Consider the following 19,089-nt stretch of genomic DNA (forward strand, 5'->3'; position numbering starts at 1 on the left):
GGCCACGATGCGATCTCAAGCGACCAGGGTGACGGCGAAGGCAGAGAACAGGATCGCATAGCCTGCCGCGACGACCAGCCCGTCACCGGTCAGGATCCCCACGGCGAAGCAGGCAATCGGCAGCCCGACCAGGGGGATCGCGAAGGGGATAGCGCCAAGCACCATCATCGAAGCGCCGCCCAGAACCAGCACGAGCGCGATCACCCAGAGCGACAACTGGCCCTCGGCAAGGACCGGCAGCCGTGTTTGCAGGTGACGGCTCAACCACGCGGCGGGAGGCCGGATGCCCCGCACGGCCTGTCGGATGCTATGCGCGGGCACTTCGCGATGCCGGATGAACGCAGGCAGCCAGAGCCCCTTGCGGCCGCGGATCATCTGCAGACCGATAAGCGCTGCGATGACCCCCAGCACACCGCCGACACCTGGGATCATGCCTACAGGGAGGATCATCAACAAGGCCACGAACATCAGCATGGGCGCATGGCTGCGGGCGCCCAGCATGTCGGTCACCGCCCCGACTGATACCGGCGCCTCCGAGCCTGCGAGGTCCTCGATGCGGTCGATCAAGCGCGGGAGGGCCTTCGGCTCGGCCTGGCCGCCGTCGGATCCGGCCGGCGGTGTCTGTGACTGTTTCGCCATAGCGCAGAAACCGGTGTGCCGGCCCAGTGTTCCCGGACTGCCATGCAGGGTTGTGTGGCCCTGCGCGATCCGCTCCGCTCGGCTGCCGTCTTCCGGGGGTCGTTGGCCCGAGCGCGTCATTCTCCCACGACCATGATCTGGTTCTCGACGTTGAGTGTTCCCGGCACCTTTTCCGCCAGTGCATTGGCCAGTGAGCGTTGGAATTCGCGCGGTACCCGCCCCTGCAGGACGATGACCCCGTCCCGGGCCCCGACGCCGATCGAACCGACTTCGAGCCGTCCGTCCCCATTCAAGCTTTCCCTCACGCGCTGCGCCAGCACCGTATCTTCGGGCGCGTCTTCGGGTGGTAGCACCGGCAGATCAGGGCGAACCGGCTGACGGACGCCGCCGCGGCCTTTGGAGCGACTTGGCTCAGCCAGATAGGATATGACGCGATCCGGTGAGGAAGTCGCTTTCAGTCCCTTGCGTATCATTTCGATGGTCCTTTCCGTTTTCAAGGTCTGGGCACGAACCGCAGTTAGGAGCGCCCGGGGCTGGTTTCAGCTCGGCAGGCAGGGTCCGGTAGAAATCCGCAAACTGTGCGGTGCATGATCTCCATGGCCGCCCCGAGCGACTGACCCAAACCGACCCTGAACGGTCAGAGCGGCATGATCTCGGAAATCTCCCTGACGTGCCCTCGTTTGGTTCCAGTGAGCCCCTCCAACCGAAAACGAAAGGTATTGTTCCAGGATTAGGACGACGGGCGCGGTGCCCCTGGGCGCGGGATGCCTCGGTTGTGGGCCGAGATCGGCCGCCCGCCCTGTCATCATTTGCGGCGGCGTCATAGGCTCCCAGCATGACAGGTTGCTGCCGCCTTTATGGGCCGGCTGAAGCAGCCTTACGGCCTAAGCGAGTCACTCAGGTCGGCTCCTGGCCGGCCGGCATGTAGCACTGCCACGTCGCGTCCGCATCGTGCTCGGCTTCGTTCATCCCGCTCAGGCCCGCGCAATGGTCCTCGCGGCGCCTCGCGCGCGCTGGGTGACGGGTGCCTGGTTCCGGCATGGCGTCGGCTAGAATATCCCGACATTGAATGCGCTCGTCCTCAGTCAAGGGCAAATGAACGCGAAGAGCGTCCCCGCGTTCCGACAGCAGGAACTTGGGGGCTGACAACGGCAGGGCGACTGGCTTCTCACCGAACCCAAGGAAGAAGCCGCCAACGTCGATGACCACGAAATCGACTTCGCCTTATAGGGTTAGCACGACTTGCTAAACCTCTCCGACCCCGTCCTGCCTAGGGCCAATGACTGCGGCGCTGGTCAAAAGGGCGACTGTCAGGCCTGAGGCGGCCGCGGCCTTATAATCTTAGCTCCGTTCCGTGAGATCTCCGCGCTCGCCGTCTGTGGCCATGAGCGAAGGGAAGATAGCCGAGTTCGTCGAGTATCAAGAAGTCGAGGCGGCACAGCAGGTCTGCGGTGCGCCCCTGCCGATCTGCACGGGCTTCGGCATCGAGCTTGTTTACCAGGTCTACGACATTGAAGAAGCGGCCCCTCTTGCCGCGCCGGATGCAGGCCCGGGCGATGCTGACGGCAAGGTGCGATTTACCAGTCCCGGTGCCGCCGATGAGGACGACATTGCGTTGCTGTTCGAGGAACTCCCCGGCGGCCAGATCGCGCACCAGCGTCTCATTGACCGGCGTCTCTTCAAAGCTGAACTCGTCGACCTCTTTCGCCAGAGGTAGCTTGGCGATCGTCATCTGGTATTTGATCGAGCGCGCCTGCTTCTCACTGATCTCGGCATTCAGCAGGTCGCCGACGATCTGTTGGGGCTCGTGCTGGCGCTTCACGGCCGTGGTGATGATCTCATCGTAGGCGGCCTTCATGCCGTAGAGCTTCAGCTGGCTCATCGCGTCCAGCACCTGTGATCTTTCCATGGTTGGGTCTCCTGAGGCTGTCGTAGCGTTTGCAATCGGCGACGGGCTCGCAAGTCAGTCGCAACGCGGCCGGCGTATCGATGGTCAGTGGCGGTGGCGGCTCCCGATGCCGGGCCAGGATGTTGATGACGACCGAGGCCGCGGGGACCCCTTCGCTCAGGGCCTCGGCACAGGCAGCATCCACCGCATCCAGTCCATCGATCGGGATCATGCTCAGGATCTGGACCATCTGCCGGTCGCCGTTCGGCACCTTGCCAAGCTTGCGCTGCACGCGCCTGATCGCCGGCGGCAGGTCCCAGTCCTTGAAGGGGGCGCCATTCCGGAGGGCGCCGGGCTTGCGGGCCAGAACCGGAATGTAGTGCAACGGGTCGTAGATGGCCTTGTCGCGCCCGAAGGTCGTCCATTGCGGCGCCATTGGTTCAAGCCCAATGGACGACGGCGTGCTGCCCCACGATCTTGCCGTCCTGCCAGAACTCGACCCGCTCGGCATAGGCACGGATCTCGACAGGTCGGCCAACGGCCCGGCCATCCACGGAGTAGCGGTTCTTGTCGAACCGGACCAGACAGGTCTTCGAGACCGACGCCGGCACGGCATGGAAGCCGTCGAATGGACCGACGTAGGGCACAAGACTCGCGCGCTCATCCTGGAAGACCTCCCAGTTCGTTCGATCCCGAAGCTCCTGGTGCGGGTTGGCCTTGGCCCAGGCAACACAGCGATCCGCGAGCCAGGCGTTGAGTTCGGCGTAGCTCTTGAACTTCGGCCGAGGCACGAAGAACCGCCGTCGGACAACACCGACTTGGTTCTCGACCTGTCCCTTTTCCCAGCCGGATGCCGGGGTGCAAGCAACAGGATCGACGAGGTGATGCCCGCACATCTGCTGGAACCTGCGGTTGTAGGCCGCGCGCGTCCGGAACATCCAGCCACCGGCGACCCGGGCGATCTCAAACGCCCGGCCCTCAAGATCGGCTGAGAGGTCTTCGACCAGCAGATCGACCGAGGCCCCCTGCCCCACGACCCGCGCCGGATCCAGGCGGGTATCCCGGGCTGGGGTTCCAAGGTCCTGGTGTGGTTCGGCGGCGCAAATGTCATGGCCGAAGCCCATCTCAGAACGGCGCTTCACTGCAGAAAATGGCGCTGAAACCGCCGCATCTTGCCAGATGCCACTATGTCCAATAAGTTTATATTATTGGACATGAGAAAATATGCTGGGAAGTAGGTCAACTTCATCACCGGAATCAGTGGAAAATGCCGTCAGAGGCCGAGAAATCGACGTCAGCGCCCTCTGGTGATTTTGAGGATGCTCGCATCGACGACAGAGATCACGACGAAAGGGGCGATATCGCCCTGCCCGCCCATGTCGCAGGGACCGGCACCCTCGATCGTCTGGTCAATACGGCGCGCGATTACGCCCGGGTCGCGTCGTCCGAGAACACGCTCAAGGCCTACGCGACGGACTGGACACACTTCACACGTTGGTGCCGGATGAAGGGCGCGGAGCCTCTGCCCCCGTCGCCGGAGATTGTCGCGCTCTATCTCGCGGACCTGGCGTCCGGGTCGGGCCCCTCCCCTGCCCTCGCGGTCAGCACGATTGACCGCCGCCTGTCAGGCCTCGCCTGGAACTACGCCCAGCGGGGCTTCATCCTCGACCGCAAGAACCGCCACATCGCAACCGTGCTGGCGGGGATCAAGCGGAAACATGCGCGGCCGTCAGTGCAGAAGGAAGCAATCCTGGCCGAGGACATCCTCGCGATGGTGGCCACCCTGACCTACGATCTGCGCGGGCTTCGGGACCGCGCCATCCTCTTGCTTGGCTACGCTGGCGGCCTGCGTCGCTCGGAGCTCGTCAGCCTTGACGTTCACAAGGACGACACACCGGATTCTGGTGGCTGGGTCGAGATCATGGAAAAAGGCGCCCTGCTCACACTCAATGCCAAGACCGGCTGGCGCGAGGTGGAGATCGGCCGCGGCTCCAAAGATCAGACCTGCCCTGTACATGCTCTTGAGCAATGGCTGCACTTCGCAAAGATCGACTTTGGTCCGGTCTTCGTCGGCACCTCGCGCGATGGCAAACGGGCATCCAAGACGCGGCTGAACGACAAGCATGTCGCCCGCCTGATCAAGCGGACGGTGCTGGACGCGGGCATCCGATCAGAGCTGCCCGAGAAAGATCGACTGGCGCTATTCTCCGGCCACAGCTTGCGCGCAGGGCTCGCCAGCTCGGCAGAAGTCGATGAGCGCTACGTCCAGAAACACCTCGGCCACGCCTCGGCCGAGATGACCCGTCGCTACCAGCGACGGCGTGACCGGTTCCGCGTGAACCTGACCAAGGCTGCTGGGTTGTAGTCACCCGAACCATCATCGATGTCTCTTCGCTTGGCAGGTCAGCCGTGAGGAAGGCAGGAAGGTCGACACCTTCGGCCTGCTCGGTGTCGGAAACGGGCTCAGACGCCCCCCTGCCCTTCTTCAGGTGCTCGAGGAGTTGCGCCATCCCCTTCCCTTTCGCTTCGCGCGCAGCCTCTCGAATCCGGGCCTTGGGCACGCGGTTCAGGCAGGTATCGACCGTCGGCGGTTCTGTCGCAAACATTGGTGTGATGTTCTGTCAGTCGGCGTCGTTCTTCAATGAGGTTGGGCCCGTGGTGTCACTCAAAGGAGCGCAGTTTCCCAAGCATGTCATCCTGCACGCCGTCTTCGCGTCACACGCGTCTCGCGCGCGAGACGCCTAGCCCGACGTCGCCTTGCCGATCCGGTCCAGCAGCGCCCGAAGCTCCGCCTCGTCCTCGACCGCAAGCCCGGAAATATCCAGAGTGACGCGGCCGGACTTTGCCCTGGCCGTCAGCCGCAGACCCCCCTGCCCTTCCCAGTCGGCGGTCAAGGCGGCGGGCTTCGGCGCGGGGCGCTCACCGGCAAACTGGCCCTTGCGCCCGACAAAGGCCTCCAGCAGGGCGATCTCTTCGGCCGCATCCGCGAACTTCTCGCCCCGGTCGGCCATCACGGCGGCCAGGTCGCCGCCCCTGCCCTCTTTCAGAGCCTGCGCCAGCCGCGCGCCAAGCCGCTCTCCGATCGCCTCGGGGTAATCGAGATACGGGCCAAGCGCCGCGTGAATCACCGTGAAGTTCCGGATCTTGTAGCGCCGGTTGCGACTGGAACTGGCAAACAGCGTCTGGATCGCATCGTCCACCGTCTCGCAGACCCCCTGTTCCGCCGCGAGACAGCAGATCCGACCACGCTCGTAGAAGCTCACGTCCTGCCGGATCTCGTTTTCCTCGATCATCGCGATCATCGCGTCGACCGTCCCGGGCCGGTCCGTGACCAGCGCCTTGACCGTGGCAAAGCGTTCGTCCCCGGTTTCGGCCTGCAATTCCCGCAGCGCGCTGAGCCGGCGGAACCCGCTGACCAGCTGGTACAGCCCGGTTTCGGCATCCGGCCCGGTCACCTCGATCGGGGTCTGCTGGCCCCGGGTGCGCAGGCTGTCCTTCAGTTCCTGCCAGGGCTCGCCCTCGCGGTCGAGGTGGCGCCGGTCACGGGCAAAGGCGTGGTCGTCGATCCGGTCCAGCGCGATCCGCTCGATGACAAGCCCCGCGCCGCGGGCGTCGCGCCAGGCCTCGGCCTCGCCCTGCAGCCCGTCACGTTCCCGGCGCAGCTTCAGGATCTCGTCCTCGATCGACCGCGCCGCCTCGCCGGCGACCTGCCCGATCGGGGGCGCCTTGCTGGCCGCCCGCCCCCGGCGTTCGGCGGCCGTCTGTTCGGCCACGTTGCGCATGACGGAAATCGTGTCCCTGTCGACGGCCCCAAGTCTCTTGCGTGTCATTCCGCGGCCTCCCTGTTCTCTGCCTCGATCCGGTCGCGTTCCCAGCATCCGATCAGAAGTCTTTTGAATTCGTGATAGCACCGGTCGAAGGTCTCGCGCCCGCGACGATAGGTTTCCCGGTTGAAATCCGTGTGGCTCGCCTCGTAGATGCCCGAGACCCGCTCGCCCGCCTGTCCCACCAGCGCGGTGAATTCCTGCCGGTAGGTGGCGACGAAATCGTCAAGATAGACCTGGATCACGTTGGCCAGTTCCGATTGCTGGGCATCGTCGTAGCGCGTCAGCAGCACCTGCACCGCGTCCCACGAGAATTTCGGCGCCTCGTCGCTCAGCCGCGCCATGCTGTCTTCGATGCTGACGAAGGTCGTGTAGAGCATGTCGAAGAACCGGCCCGTGGAATCGAACTCGATGAAACTCGCGCCCACCGGGATCAGCAGGATATCCGCCGCCGACAGCGCGTTGATCGTCAGGTAACCAAGCGCGGGCGGCGTATCGACGATGACCACATCGTAATCCGACAGCAGGTTCTGGTCTTCGAGAAAGGCGCGCAGCGCGTCCCAGAATTGCCAGCTGCGATGGGTCTGCATCCAGACCGGGACCTGGAATTCGGCCCAGTAGAGGTTGAGCTGCGCGGGCAGGATGTCGATCGTCGGCCAGTGGGTCCCGAAGATCACGTCATCGGCGGTGACGGCGGCGGCCTCGCGGATTTCCTCGTCCAGCTCTTCCGAGGTCAGATCGTCGATCCCCAGCGTCCGCGCCGCGTGACGGGCGCGGTGCCAGGCCAGGATGGAATAGGCGGTCTGGCCCTCGTCCTCGGCCATCGAGCCGAACATCGTGCTCATCGACGCCTGGCTGTCCAGGTCGATCACCAGAACCCGGTAGCCATCCAGCGCCGAGGCCATGGCCAGATGCGCGCCGGTCGTCGTCTTGGCCACGCCGCCCTTGAAGTTGCAGACCGACACGACCTTCGCGGGCCGGTCCTTGGGCCGGTAGGGGCGGTAGCCCTTGCCCTGCTGCCCCTCGGCTTCGAGAAAGTCGCGGATCTGGTTGACCTCTTCCAGCGTAAAGGTCTTGGCCCCGCCGGCCTTGTCGGCCAGCCCCTGGGGCAGGTCCGGATTGGCCTTGAGCACCCGGCGCAGATGCTGCGGCGACACCGGCAGCATGAATGTGGTAATCTCCCATATCCCGAAGCGGCGGAGATTCTTTTCGCCGTCGGGCTTGTAGCCGCGCCGGGCCAGATCGTCGCGCGCGCGCATGCAGATCTCGGCCGCCACGGTGAAGCGTTCGGTGGTGACCCGGGCGGGGACCGAATCGAGCGCGTCGGTGGGATCTATGGGTTGCAGTGAAATGGACGTCGGTGGGCCGCTCATTGTTGGTTGCCTCGAATGTTCCTGCTTTTCCTTCTTACGCGTGGATTTCGCGAACCACACGTGTTTTGGATAACCATAGGCGATGAAAACCGGCGTGTCACGCGCGCGAGACACCTGCCGGAAGGCTGTTGTCCCTTCAAAAACCAATAGAAAACGCACCAACAAACTTATGAATCCTTTAGGAGTCTTTAGAAGATTTACTGTCCACATTCCTGAGTGTTTGTAACGCATTAAAAGGTGGCATGAACCCGTGCACGGGACCGGCACGACCCATACACAGGACGGCACCAACCCGTTTGCGGGCCGCAAGCGACCCATCTGCGTGATGAAACCGACCCGTCTGCGTGCAGGGATTCGGCCGCGCTCCGGGCGCGAAACAGGGCCGGAAAACGCAGCCAAAACGGCCTGAAACGGCCGGTTTCGGGGCAGGGGGGCGACCAAAGGCGCCGAAACCGACCCGTTTACGTGACGCATCCTCGTCGAAACCGACCCGTTTGCGTGGTGCCATCCCGGCGGCACCTGCCCGAAAAGACCCGCAGTGATTGACAGACGGGTCGGTTTTCCGATCCACTGACGAAAACAGAGAATTCGAGTCGAGCAGTGACCCAGTTCCGCCAGATCACGGAGCGCGAAAGCCTCCGCAAACATGTGGCCGCCATCCATGTGGGGGGCAAGCTGACGCTGTTGCAGCGCAAGCTGAGCAACTGCCTGCTGCTGCACGCCTACGACGATCTGCTGACCAAGTCTTCACACAAGATCGACGCCGAAACGCTCTGCGCCCTGTCGGGCTATGCGTCCCGCGACCGCGACACGCTCAAGGCCGCGCTGCGGGCGCTGGCCGAGACGACGGCGGAATGGAACATGCTGGGCGACAACGGCGAAGAGGAATGGGGCATTTCCTCGCTGATCTCCTATGCCAAGCTGTCGGGCGGGGTCTGCGAATACGCCTATTCGGCGCCGCTGGCGGCGAAGCTTTACGACCCGGCCGTGTTCTCGATGATCAACATGCGCATCCAGCGCAATTTCACCTCCGGCCATGCGCTGGCGCTTTATGAAAACTGCTTCCGCTTCGTTCGGACGGGATCCACCGGCTGGTGGGAGATGGACGTGTTCCGGCGGCTGATGGGCGTGCACGACATGCCCTATTACGACGATTACGCCAAGCTGAACGCCAAGATCATCAAGCCCTCGGTGAAGGAGGTGAACGCCGTGTCCGACATCTCGCTGGTGGCCGAGGTGCGGCGCGAGAACCGGCGCGCGAAGTACATCCGCTTCCTGATCACCCGCAACGGGCAGGAGACGCTGTTCGACCTGGGCGATGACGACGCGGTGCGCAAATCGGCGGCGTTCCGGCGGCTGGTCGAAAACGGGATCTCGGACCGGCTGGCGCAACGCTGGATCGGCGAGCATGGCGAGGATTACGTCGCCGAGAAGCTGGATTTCGTCGAGGCCGAGCGCCGCAAGGGCAGGGTGCGCAAGACGCCTGCGGGCTATCTTGCCGCCGCGATCAAGGGCGATTTCAGGCCCACCGCCGTGCCCGCGACGGCGGCCCCACCCCCGCCCGAGTCGAAAGGACCGACCGAGGCCGAGCTTGCCGAACAGGCGCGCGACGCGGCGCTGGCCCGGGACGCGGCCTGGCGCAAGGCCTGCCTGGACGTGATCGACGCCAACCTGGAAAAGCGGTCTCCGGCCAGCCGCAAGGTCGTGAAGGACCGGTTCGAACGTCTGCTGGAGGACGAATTCGAACGCGGACAGTTCCGCCGCTACGGCTGGCACGCGCGGGGGGTCTTTCCCAAGGTGCGCGAGTTCTGGTCGGGGCTTGTCCCGGAAGGCCTGCCGGACCGCGACGGCTGACGGTCTCGCGCGCGAGACGCTGGCCGGGGGCGAAGGGCAGGGGGCGGAGATCACGATGCCCAGTCCGCCGGCAGGGCAGGGGCGCACCCCGCCCTAGCTTGCCAGGTTCGGATCCGACGGCGTGCCGAGATCGTCGAAGGAGCCGTGGTTGAGATTGTAGAGCCCGGCGTAAAGCCCGTCGCGCGCCATCAGCGCGTCGTGGTTGCCGGATTCGATGACGGACCCCTTCTGCAGCACGATGATCCGGTCGGCCCCCCGGATCGTCGCCAGCCGGTGCGCGATGATCAGCCCGGTGCGGCCTTCCAGCAGGCGTTGCAGCGCCTTCTGGATCTGCATCTCGGTATAGCTGTCGATATTGGCCGTCGCCTCGTCCAGGATCAGGATCGGCGCATCGGCCACCAGCGCGCGGGCAAAGCTGAGCAATTGCCGCTGGCCCTGGCTGAGATTGCCGCCGCGCTCGTCAAGCAGCGTGTCATAGCCCTCGGGCAGGCGCATGATGAAGTCATGCGCGCCCACGGCCTTCGACGCCTCGATGACCTGGTCGACACTGGCGTGCTCGGTGGAATAGCGGATGTTCTCGATCACCGTGCCGGTGAAAAGATAGGGCTCCTGCAGCACCATGGCGATGTGATGGCCAAGGGAATCCTGGGTCACGTCGCGCACGTCGCGGCCGCCGACCAGAACGGCGCCGTCCTGCACGTCGTAGAACCGGTGCACCAGCGCCATGGCCGAGGATTTGCCCGACCCGGTCGGTCCGACCAGGGCCACCGTCTCGCCGGTGTTCACCCGGAACGACACATCGCGCAGCACCGGCTCGTCGGGGTTGTAGCCGAAGACCACGTTGCGGAATTCGACCGATCCGTCGTCGGCCTCGGTCAGCGGTTCGGCATCGGGCTTGTCGGTGATCGCCTTGGGCACGTCCAGCACCTCGATCAGCCGGTGGCCCGAGGCCATGGCCCGCTGCATGACCGAATATTGCAGCGTCAGCGAGCGGATCGGGTCGAAGAACCGCTGGATGTAGAACAGGAAGGCGATGATGCCGCCGATCTCCAGCCGGCCGGAGACGACCATCGACCCGCCGACGAGGATGACCAGCGCCATGGCGATGCCGGTCAGCGTGTCGACGATCGGCACCATGATCTGCGCCAGCCGGGCGGCGTGGATATGGGTGGAAAGCACCCGGTCCGCCAGCCGGGAATAAAGCCCGAGGTTCAGTTCTTCGCGGCCCATCGACTGCACCGCGCGCACGCCGTGGATCGCCTCGGCCAGGGCGCCGTTGGCGATCGAATTGCTCTGGTGCGCGGCCATGAAGGCATCGCGGGCCTTCTTGATCCAGAAGATCCGCACGATGAACAGGATCGGCAGCACCGACAGCACCAGAAGGCCCAGCTGCACATCGAGCCACAGCATCGCCACGACGATCCCGATCAGCAGCGCGAAATCGCCCACCGCCATGACCGAGGTTTCCAGGAATTCCTGCATGGAATTCACGTCGCCCTGTAGGCGCGACATCAGCCGGCCGACCTCGGTCTTGTCCATGAAGGACAGCGACACCCGCTGAAGATGGCCGAACATGGCGCGGCGGATGTCGAAAAGCACGTTCTCGGCCAGATCGCCCACCACCCGTTCCTGGATCAGGTTGGCGATGGCATTGGCAATCACCACGGCGACGAACAGGGCCACCGCCCGGCCAAGATGGGACATGTCCAGCCCGCTGTCCCTGGCCGGGGCGATGCCGTAATCGACGGCATATCGGATGATCAGCGGGATCGCGAGCTGCGTCGCGGTGAAGATCAGAACGGCAATGACGGCGACGATCACCCGGGACCGGTAGGGCGCGACAAAGGCCCAGAGCCGGCTCATGATGCGCCCGTCGAAGGCGCGGCCAAAGATGTCCTCTTCGATCCGGGTGGAACCGACGGTCGCGCGCAGGCGCGAACCCACGGGCGCGTCGGCCGAGTAATCCTGGGGCTGCTGCTGCATCGTGCTCATGCGGCACTCTCCTCGGCCGATCCCATCTGCAGCACGTGTAGCTCGGCATAGCGTCCGCCCAGGGCGATCAGCTTTTCGTGGGTGCCGCTTTCGACGATCCGCCCCTCCTCGAGGAACAGGATTCGGTCGGCGTGTTTGAGCGAATTCAGCCGGTGCGCGATGATCAGTGTCACGCGGTCGGGCGCGCGTTCCTGCATGGCGGTGCGCAGGCGGGCCTCGGTGCCGGCGTCGATTGCGGCGGTGGAATCGTCGAAGATCATGATCGCCGGGTCCAGCAGCAGGCTGCGCGCGATCGAAAGCCGCTGACGCTGGCCGCCCGACAGCGATCCGCCGCGTTCGCCCACCACCGTGCCATAGCCCTCGGGCAGGCCGGTGACGTAATCGTGCAGCTGGGCCGACCCGGACGCCGCGTGCAGCCGGTGATCCGCGGTTGCCGGATCGCCATAGGCGACGTTGTTCTCGATTGTCGTGGTGAAGAGAAAGCTGTCCTGCTGGACGACGGCCACCGCCTTGCGCAGCGAGGCGAGGGTGACCTCGTTGACCGCCTGTCCGTCGATCGTCACGCGGCCGCTGGTGGCATCGTAGAACCGCGGGATCAGGTGCACCAGCGAGGACTTGCCGCTGCCGGGCGCGCCGATGATGCCGATGGTCTCGCCGCGCCGCGCCTCGAAGCTGATGTCGTCCAGCGCCTTCGGCCCGCTGTCGGGATCGAACGAGAAGGACACGTTCTCGAAGCGCAGCGTGCCGTCGGTGATCTTCAGCTCCGGCGCGCCGGGGGCGTCGGCGATGACCGGTTCAAGATCCAGCAGCGTGAAGATCCGCGTGCCGCAGGTAGAGGCCCGGGCGAAGCTGTTGACCATCATGCCCAGCTGGCGGACCGGCATCTGCAGGATGGTCATGAAGGTCAGGACGGATGTCAGCGCGCCGATGCCCGTGGTGCCGTTGGCCACCTGCCGTCCGCCGACCAGAAGCACCAGGGCCATGGCCAGGAAGAACGACAGCGACATGGCCGAGGAATTCGTCACCCGGATCCGCACCCGCCGGTGCGCAAGTTCTAGCGCGGTCTTCGACGCGCCGTCGAACTTGGCCATCTCGTAAAGCTGGGCGGAAAAGGCGCGCACGACGCGGATGCCGGCCAGGTTTTCCTCCATCACCCGCGACAGGACGGCAAGCTTTTCCTGAAGCACCAGCCAGGTCGCGCGCAGCGTCAGGTGCGACACGATCGAGCGCCAGGCCGCGAAGGGCACGAAGCACAGCGCCAGCAGGCCCAGGGCCGGGTCGGTCGAGATCAGGAGCCAGCCGCCGATGCCGATCAGCAGCACCAGATGGATCAGCCGGATGAACCCGGTGGAAAAGAACATCCGGACGCCTTCGACATCCAGCATCCCCACCGTGATCAGCTCGCCCGAATGGACGCGGTCGTGGAACGAGAAGGGCAGGCGCTGGATCTTGTCGTAGACCATCGCGCGGATCTGGCGGGCCAGGTGATGGCCGACCGACTCGGCAAAGAAGTTCTGGCCCATGGTCAGCAGCCCGCGCAGAACGCTCATCGCCAGCAGCATGAGCGCGACGGGCAGAAGCTGGGCGGTGCCGCCCCCGGCGGTCAGCGCGGTCTGTGCCTGGTCGACGGCGCGGCCCAGCAGAAGCGGAATGGTCAGCTGGGCCAGCACGCCGAGGATCGTGCAGAGGATCGCAAGCCCCGCCTGCCGCCGGTAGGCCAGCGACATCTGCATGATGCGGCGCATGGTTTCGCGTGAGCGGTCGAGCCCGACGCTGGCTGTCCGGTTGAAATCCGGAACGATCTGCCGCCCGCCGTCCCCATCGGGGTGATCGGAAGGCGCGGATTGAGCTTTCACGGAACGTCTCCTGGCGCACGATCTTCGACACGGTCGTGCTGATGTTGTCCCGTTCACCTGCCACGGGCGCGGCCGGTTTTCCAGCCTTTACGGGAAATTTCCCCGCCGGATGGGTGGTTGGATGCCGATGGGAAGCCCGGCGCCGCGCGGGGCGCAGGCGCCGGTTGGCGATGGTACAGCCGTAGGCCCGGCTGCGCGGGTTCATCGGCCAGGGGCGCCACCCGCCGCCCGGGGCGCGGCCTCTGGGGCGGGGCCGTCGATGTCCGGGCTCAGCCCGTCCCGCCCCGGGTCCAGCCGCGACCGTCACACCCGTAAAGCTCATAACCGGTTTCGGTCACGGCAAGCGTGTCCTCGAGCTTGATGAAGCCGCGCGTGGGATGCTGCATGGTGGTTTCGACCGACAGGACCATGCCCGCCTGCAGGGGGCGGTCGGCATCCACGCCCTCGTAGGTGACGGGATGGTTGGTCATCAGGAAGGGCGCCTCGTGCGTGATGACGCCCATGCCGTGGGCGAAGAAATCGGTGCAGTCCCGGCTGGGCTGGCGGGCCAGTTCGGCCTGCCCGGCCTCGATCACCTCGGCCCCGTGGGCCCCGGCGCGCACCCTGGAAAAGGCGGCCTGCTGGACCGTCTCGATCTCGGCCAGCAGATCCTCCAGCTCGCTGTCCGGCGCGCCCAGCACCCCCATACGGCAGATGTCGCCGATATAGCCCTTCAGGTTCCCGCCCGAGTCGATCGACAGCACCTCGCCCTCGGCCCAGGCCTGATCGGACGCCGCGCGGTTGTGCGAGGCGCCAAGCGTCAGGAGGCAGTATTCGAACTGCAGCCCGCGGCCGGTTTCCTCCTGCCGGAGCCGGTCGATGATCTCGTGCTTGGTCGTGCCCGCCTGCGCCGCGGCGATCGTCGCCCGCATCGCGTCGCCGATCCTCTCGCTGGCCTGCTTCAGCAGCGCCAGCTCGGCCGGGGATTTCACCGCGCGCAGCCGTTCCAGCACATGCGTGGCATCCGTGAGCGGGGCGTTGGCGAAGGCCGAGGTCAGCGCGCGGGCGGCATCCATCGGCAGAAAGCCGGGCTCCACCCCGATGCGGGGCGACGCGGGGCCATGGGCCTTCAGGTGGCGGATCGCCTCTGCCATCGCATCCGTCGTGCCCCAGGCGGCAGGGTGGAAATGCGGGGTCCAGAACGGGTGGTTGGCATGCTCCATCCCCTCCATCCGGTTGCCGATATAGGCGGTGCTGTCCGGCGCGCCGCGCAGATAGGCGACGATGGGCAGGTAGCGGCTGTGCCCGATCGCATCCATCGCCGAGAAGAAGATGAAACGATATCCGCCCAGCAGGTACTGAACATTGTGCTTGGAGCTGGCCAGCAGCACGTCGATCCCGGCGGCCTCCATCAGCGCGTCGAGATGGGCAAAGTCGTAAGAAAGGGCCTCGGTCTGATCGGGCATCTCAGGGCCTCGCCGGGATCAGCCGGAAATCGGGCATGTCCCTGAGCAGCTCTTCGGGGCCGGCGGGGGCATAGACGACGAAGATCTTCAGGTCGCTGTCCGAGGTGTTGAGGGTCGAATGAAACCGGCTTTCGGGGATGAAGACGGTGCAGCCGGCGCGCACGGTTTCGGTGTGCGGATGGCCGGCCTCGTCCTCGACCATCTGTTCGCCCTCGCCTTCGAGGATATGGATGATCTCTTCGGATCCGGGGTGGTTGTGGCGCGCGTGGCCCTGGCCGGGCGGCACCGTCACCACGGCGGCCGAAAACTGCGCCGCGCCGTTCACCTTCGGGCCCAGCGTCACCGAAAGCTGGCCCCAGTCGAAGCCGTAGGCATCCACGTCGCCGGGATAGCGGTACAGGTCCTTCACGTCGGTCATCGCTTGTCTCCTTCGGGTTTCAGCGCCTTGAAGGCGCGGATCTGGTCGGCGATGGCGCGTTCGGCGGGCAGGCGTTCCGCCGACGAGGCGCCGTAGAAGCCGTGGATGCCGGCGGCCTTGCCCAGCACGTATGCGGCATCCTCGGGCATCGAGATCGGCCCGCCGTGGCACAGCAGGATGACATCCTCGCGCACCGACCGGGCGGCGGCGGCGATGGCGTCGATCTGGCCCACGCAATCGTCCAGCGACCTGGCCGAGGTCGCGCCGATGGTGCCGCCGGTGGTCACGCCCATATGGGCCACGATGATGTCGGCGCCGGCCTTCGTCATCGCGATGGCCTCGTCGGGGTTGAAGACATAGGGCGTGGTCAGAAGATCCTGGCGATGGGCCTCGGCGATCATGTCGACCTCGAGCCCGAAGCCCATGCCGGTTTCCTCGAAGCTTTGCCGCATGGTGCCGTCGAACAGCCCCACGGTCGGAAAGTTCTGCACGCCGGAAAAGCCCATGTCCTTCAGCTCGGCCAGGAAGCGCGGCATCAGGATGAAGGGGTCGGTGCCGTTGACGCCGGCCAGGACGGGCGTGTGCCGGACCACCGGCAGCACTTCGACGGCCATGTCGCGGACGATCTCGTTCGCATTGCCATAGGCCAGCAGCCCGGCGGCCGATCCGCGCCCGGCCATGCGGTAGCGTCCGGAATTGTAGATGATGATCAGGTCGATGCCGCCGGCCTCCTCGGACTTGGCCGACAGCCCCGTGCCGGCGCCGCCGCCGATGATGGGGATGCCCTGGGCGATCATGTCGTGAAAACGGCTCAGCAGGTCTTTGCGCGGGATCTGGGGCATCAGTGGTCCATCAGCTCTAGGAAGGTTGCGGCGGCGGCCTCGGCAAAGGCGGCGTCGTTGATGTGGTGGGGCAGGGAGACCAGCCGCGTGGGGTCGGTCAGGGTCGCGCGGAGCGCCTCGAACAGCGCGGCGTCGGCCTCGGGGTCCCAGAAGGCGCCGCCCTCGATATCAAGCGCCGAGAGGCCTTTTTGCGGGAACAGCAGGCGGACGGGCCCGGCGCAGGCGTTTAGCTTTTCGCCGATCCAGCGGCCGATCCGGGTGTTTTCCCCGACCGTGGTGCGCATCAGCGTGACGTTGGGATTGTGGTGATGGAAGGCGCGGTCCGCGAAGGCGGGCGGCACGGTGTCGGGGGCCCAGAAGTTCACCATGTCGAGCGCACCGACCGAGCCGAGCCAGGGCGCGCCGCTGCGGGCCACCGCGTCGAGCCGGTCGGGCCCGGCGGCCAGCACGCCGCCGACCAGAAGATCGGCGATTTCGGTCGTGGTGATGTCGATCAGGCCGGACAGCACGCCCTGGTCCAGCAGGCGTTCCATCGCCCGCCCGCCGGTCCCGGTCGCGTGAAAGACAAGGCAGTCGTAGCGATCCGCCAGATGCCCCGAGATGGCGGTGAGGCAGGGCGTGGTGACGCCGAACATGGTCAGCCCGACGGCCAGCTTGTCATCGCCGGCCCGGGGCGGCGGGTGCTGCACCGCGCCCAGCAGCGCCTGCGCGGCGTTGGACAGGATCACCCGGCTGAGCCGGTTGAGCCCGGCAATATCGGTGACCGAGGGCACCATCACGATGTCCGAGATGCCGACATAGGGGGCGGTGTCGCCCGACGCCAGCGTCGAGACCATGATCTTGGGCAGGCCGTAGGGCAGGTCGCGCATCCCCGCGCAGGCGATCGAGGTTCCGCCGCCGCCGCCGACCGCGATCATGCCGGACACCTCGTCGCCATGGCGCCGGCACCATTCCGCGAAGGCCGTGCCCATGGCGGCCACCGCCGTGCCCCGGTCGTCGCCGTCCAGCACGGCCCCGGCGCCGTCGGGGTGGCAGGCGGCCACCGCCTCGGCGGGCACGTCCACCGGCACCGACGGGGCCCGCGTGCCCAGATCCACGATACGGGCCTGGCCGCCGCCGGCGACGATCAGGTCACGCAGATAGGCAAGCTCTTCGCCCTTGGTGTCGGCGGTGCCGACAACCTGGATCATGGCTGACATCGCCGATCCTCCCCCCTCCCAGAGGCCCCATGCGGATTACGGGTTGACCGAAAATGGGACTGCAGTACCATATTGGGATGCAAGTCCCAAGTCAACGCACCGACCCGATCGAGACGCCGCCCCTGAAGGGCGCGGCGGCCCGCACCCACGCCCTGATGGTGGCCACCGCGCGCGACATGATGCGCGCGGGACAGTCGCCTTCGGTCAGCGAGGTCGCGGAGGCGGCGGGCGTGTCGCGCTCGACCGCCTATCGCTATTTCCCGACGCTGGCCGACATGCTGCGCGCCGTGGTGGCCGAGGCGCTGGGGCCAATCCTGGACTGGGACGACGGCGCGACCGGCGCGGCGCGGATCGACGATCTGTACCGCACCGCCTTCCCGCGCCTGTTCGAGCACGAGGCGACGTTTCGCGCCGCGCTGCGCCAGTCGCTGGACGCGGCGGCCGAGGATTCGACGCTGGGGCGCGGCCACCGCCGCCGCCTGCTGCAAAGCGCGACGCAGGATCTGGACATCTCCGCAGAGGACCGGATGCGGCTCAATCAGGCGTTGTCTTTGACCTTCGGGGTCGAGGCTATGATCGTGCTGAAGGACATCTGGGGCCTGAGCGAGGAGGAGGCGCTGGAAACGGCTCTCTGGGCGGCGCAGGCGATGGTCGCCGCGACGGTGCGACACCGGGGCGAAGATTAGGCGGGCCAAAACTGGTCCGACCAAATTGCGCCAATAGCGCGAATGCGCCCCAGGCCGGGCGCCCGGCCGGGCGGTCCGTGACCTGTGGCCGGATGTGACATATTTTGCCATGTAAGACAGGGGAAAACTCCAATCGGGAGGGCCTGGGACCAGCTAACAACTTCTTGACAGATTGCGCAATCTGGTAGTACCAAAAATTGTGTTCGACAGTGGCGCCTGGCAGCTCAAGGCAATGGGACATTCCAAAAGATCCCGAAGCGGGCGCCACATGAGGAACCGAACTGGGAGGAGATAGGAATGAAACGATATGCGAGCCGGCTTCTGGCCGGGGCGGCGTTTGGTGCGCTGATCGCACCGGCTGCCATGGCGCAGGAACTGACGATCTTCTGGGCCGAATGGGATCCCGCGAATTACCTGCAGGAGCTGGTAAACGATTACGAGGCCGAGACCGGCGTTCTCGTGACCGTGGAAACGACCCCGTGGTCCGATTTCCAGACCAAGGCCTTTACCGAATTCAATGCGCGCGGGTCCGCCTACGACCTGATCGTCGGCGACAGCCAGTGGCTTGGCGCGGCCTCGGAGGGGGGCCATTACGTCGACCTGACCGAGTTCTTCACCGAACATGACCTGGGCAACGTGATGGCCCCGGCCACGGTGAAATACTACGCCGAATATCCCGGCAATTCGGGCAAGTACTGGGCCGTCCCGGCCGAGGGCGACGCGGTCGGCTGGTCCTACCGCAAGGACTGGTTCGAGGATCCCGCCGAGATGGAGGCGTTCGAGGCCGAATACGGCTATCCCCTGGCCCCGCCCGAGACATGGGCGCAGCTTCTCGACATCGCCGCGTTCTTCCACCGCCCGGACGAGGACCGCTATGGCGTGGCGATCTATACGGACAATTCCTATGACGCCATGGTGATGGGCGTGGAGAACGCGATCTTCTCTTACGGGGGCGATCTGGGGAATTACGAGACCTACGAGGTCGAGGGCATCCTGAATTCGGAGCAGAACATCCGGGCCTTGGAAGATTACAAGACATGGTATGATTGCGGCGGTCGCTCTCCGGGGGCGAA

At 65.8% G+C, this 19,089-nt stretch carries 15 protein-coding genes and 3 pseudogenes; 4 read left to right on the plus strand and 14 right to left on the minus strand.

Annotation, left to right across the window (positions count from 1 at the left end; genetic code table 11):
- Positions 1–15: 15 nt before the first annotated feature.
- The 5 genes and pseudogenes from ATO3_RS24910 to ATO3_RS24930 all read right to left on the minus strand — a co-directional run.
- On the minus strand, positions 16–567 hold the full coding sequence (locus ATO3_RS24910; protein WP_158218072.1) for an exopolysaccharide biosynthesis protein: 552 nt from the start codon (positions 565–567) through the stop codon (positions 16–18).
- Positions 568–755: 188 nt separating this feature from the next.
- Positions 756–1,112, minus strand: coding sequence for a BON domain-containing protein (locus ATO3_RS24915; RefSeq protein WP_088652584.1), 357 nt, complete (start codon positions 1,110–1,112; stop codon positions 756–758).
- A 424-nt stretch (positions 1,113–1,536) separates the two neighbouring features.
- Entirely contained in the window at positions 1,537–1,848 is a 312-nt protein-coding gene (locus ATO3_RS24920; RefSeq protein WP_088652585.1) for a hypothetical protein, read from the minus strand.
- 178 nt (positions 1,849–2,026) lie between these two features.
- Positions 2,027–2,548: pseudogene (istB, locus tag ATO3_RS24925) on the minus strand (IS21-like element ISPkr1 family helper ATPase IstB); the annotation flags it as partial.
- Positions 2,478–3,447 (minus strand): annotated as a pseudogene (locus ATO3_RS24930) (Mu transposase domain-containing protein); the annotation flags it as partial. The pseudogenes istB and ATO3_RS24930, both read right to left, overlap by 71 nt.
- Before the next feature lie 347 nt (positions 3,448–3,794).
- Between ATO3_RS24930 and ATO3_RS24935 the strand changes: the two are divergent.
- Positions 3,795–4,892 carry a tyrosine-type recombinase/integrase gene (locus ATO3_RS24935; protein WP_088652586.1) on the plus strand — a complete coding sequence of 366 codons (1,098 nt, stop codon included), beginning with the start codon at positions 3,795–3,797 and terminating at the stop codon, positions 4,890–4,892.
- A 10-nt stretch (positions 4,893–4,902) separates the two neighbouring features.
- Here ATO3_RS24935 and ATO3_RS29340 read toward each other — a convergent pair.
- From ATO3_RS29340 to ATO3_RS24950, 3 genes and pseudogenes are all read right to left on the minus strand, one after another.
- Positions 4,903–5,115, minus strand: a pseudogene (locus ATO3_RS29340) (hypothetical protein); the annotation flags it as partial.
- 153 nt (positions 5,116–5,268) lie between these two features.
- A complete protein-coding gene (locus ATO3_RS24945) occupies positions 5,269–6,357 on the minus strand; it encodes a ParB N-terminal domain-containing protein (protein WP_158218073.1) in 1,089 nt (362 codons plus the stop codon).
- On the minus strand, positions 6,354–7,724 hold the full coding sequence (locus ATO3_RS24950; protein ID WP_088652588.1) for an AAA family ATPase: 1,371 nt from the start codon (positions 7,722–7,724) through the stop codon (positions 6,354–6,356). Before ATO3_RS24950 ends, ATO3_RS24945 begins: the two co-directional genes overlap by 4 nt.
- A 600-nt stretch (positions 7,725–8,324) precedes the next feature.
- Between ATO3_RS24950 and ATO3_RS24955 the strand changes: the two genes are divergently transcribed.
- Positions 8,325–9,578 (plus strand): replication initiation protein, encoded by a 1,254-nt coding sequence (locus ATO3_RS24955; protein ID WP_088652589.1) that lies wholly within the window; start codon positions 8,325–8,327, stop codon positions 9,576–9,578.
- Positions 9,579–9,671: 93 nt separating this feature from the next.
- Here ATO3_RS24955 and ATO3_RS24960 read toward each other — a convergent pair whose 3' ends face one another.
- The 6 genes from ATO3_RS24960 to ATO3_RS24985 form a co-directional block, all read right to left on the minus strand.
- The gene (locus ATO3_RS24960) at positions 9,672–11,570 is read right to left on the minus strand and encodes an ABC transporter ATP-binding protein (RefSeq protein ID WP_233152309.1); all 1,899 of its coding nucleotides are present in this window, start codon (positions 11,568–11,570) and stop codon (positions 9,672–9,674) included.
- Positions 11,567–13,426 carry an ABC transporter ATP-binding protein gene (locus ATO3_RS24965; protein ID WP_233152310.1) on the minus strand — a complete coding sequence of 620 codons (1,860 nt, stop codon included), beginning with the start codon at positions 13,424–13,426 and terminating at the stop codon, positions 11,567–11,569. Before ATO3_RS24965 ends, ATO3_RS24960 begins: the two co-directional genes overlap by 4 nt.
- A gap of 269 nt (positions 13,427–13,695) precedes the next feature.
- Entirely contained in the window at positions 13,696–14,871 is a 1,176-nt protein-coding gene (locus tag ATO3_RS24970) for a M24 family metallopeptidase (RefSeq protein ID WP_088652590.1), read from the minus strand.
- A 1-nt stretch (position 14,872) separates the two neighbouring features.
- Positions 14,873–15,289, minus strand: coding sequence for a cupin domain-containing protein (locus tag ATO3_RS24975; RefSeq protein ID WP_088652591.1), 417 nt, complete (start codon positions 15,287–15,289; stop codon positions 14,873–14,875).
- Positions 15,286–16,131 (minus strand): phosphoenolpyruvate hydrolase family protein, encoded by an 846-nt coding sequence (locus ATO3_RS24980; RefSeq protein WP_088652592.1) that lies wholly within the window; start codon positions 16,129–16,131, stop codon positions 15,286–15,288. The genes ATO3_RS24975 and ATO3_RS24980 overlap by 4 nt, the downstream gene beginning before the upstream one ends.
- On the minus strand, positions 16,131–17,330 hold the full coding sequence (locus ATO3_RS24985; RefSeq protein WP_198963348.1) for a Tm-1-like ATP-binding domain-containing protein: 1,200 nt from the start codon (positions 17,328–17,330) through the stop codon (positions 16,131–16,133). The genes ATO3_RS24980 and ATO3_RS24985 overlap by 1 nt, the downstream gene beginning before the upstream one ends.
- A 77-nt stretch (positions 17,331–17,407) precedes the next feature.
- Between ATO3_RS24985 and ATO3_RS24990 the strand changes: the two genes are divergently transcribed.
- Both ATO3_RS24990 and ATO3_RS24995 read left to right on the plus strand, forming a co-directional pair.
- Entirely contained in the window at positions 17,408–18,016 is a 609-nt protein-coding gene (locus tag ATO3_RS24990; protein ID WP_088652594.1) for a TetR/AcrR family transcriptional regulator, read from the plus strand.
- A 297-nt stretch (positions 18,017–18,313) separates the two neighbouring features.
- The coding region (locus ATO3_RS24995) for an ABC transporter substrate-binding protein (protein ID WP_143747386.1) at positions 18,314–19,089 on the plus strand (776 nt) is incomplete at its 3' end.

This window comes from Marinibacterium profundimaris, from assembly GCF_002210095.1.
GTDB classification, from domain to species: Bacteria; Pseudomonadota; Alphaproteobacteria; order Rhodobacterales; family Rhodobacteraceae; genus Marinibacterium; species Marinibacterium profundimaris.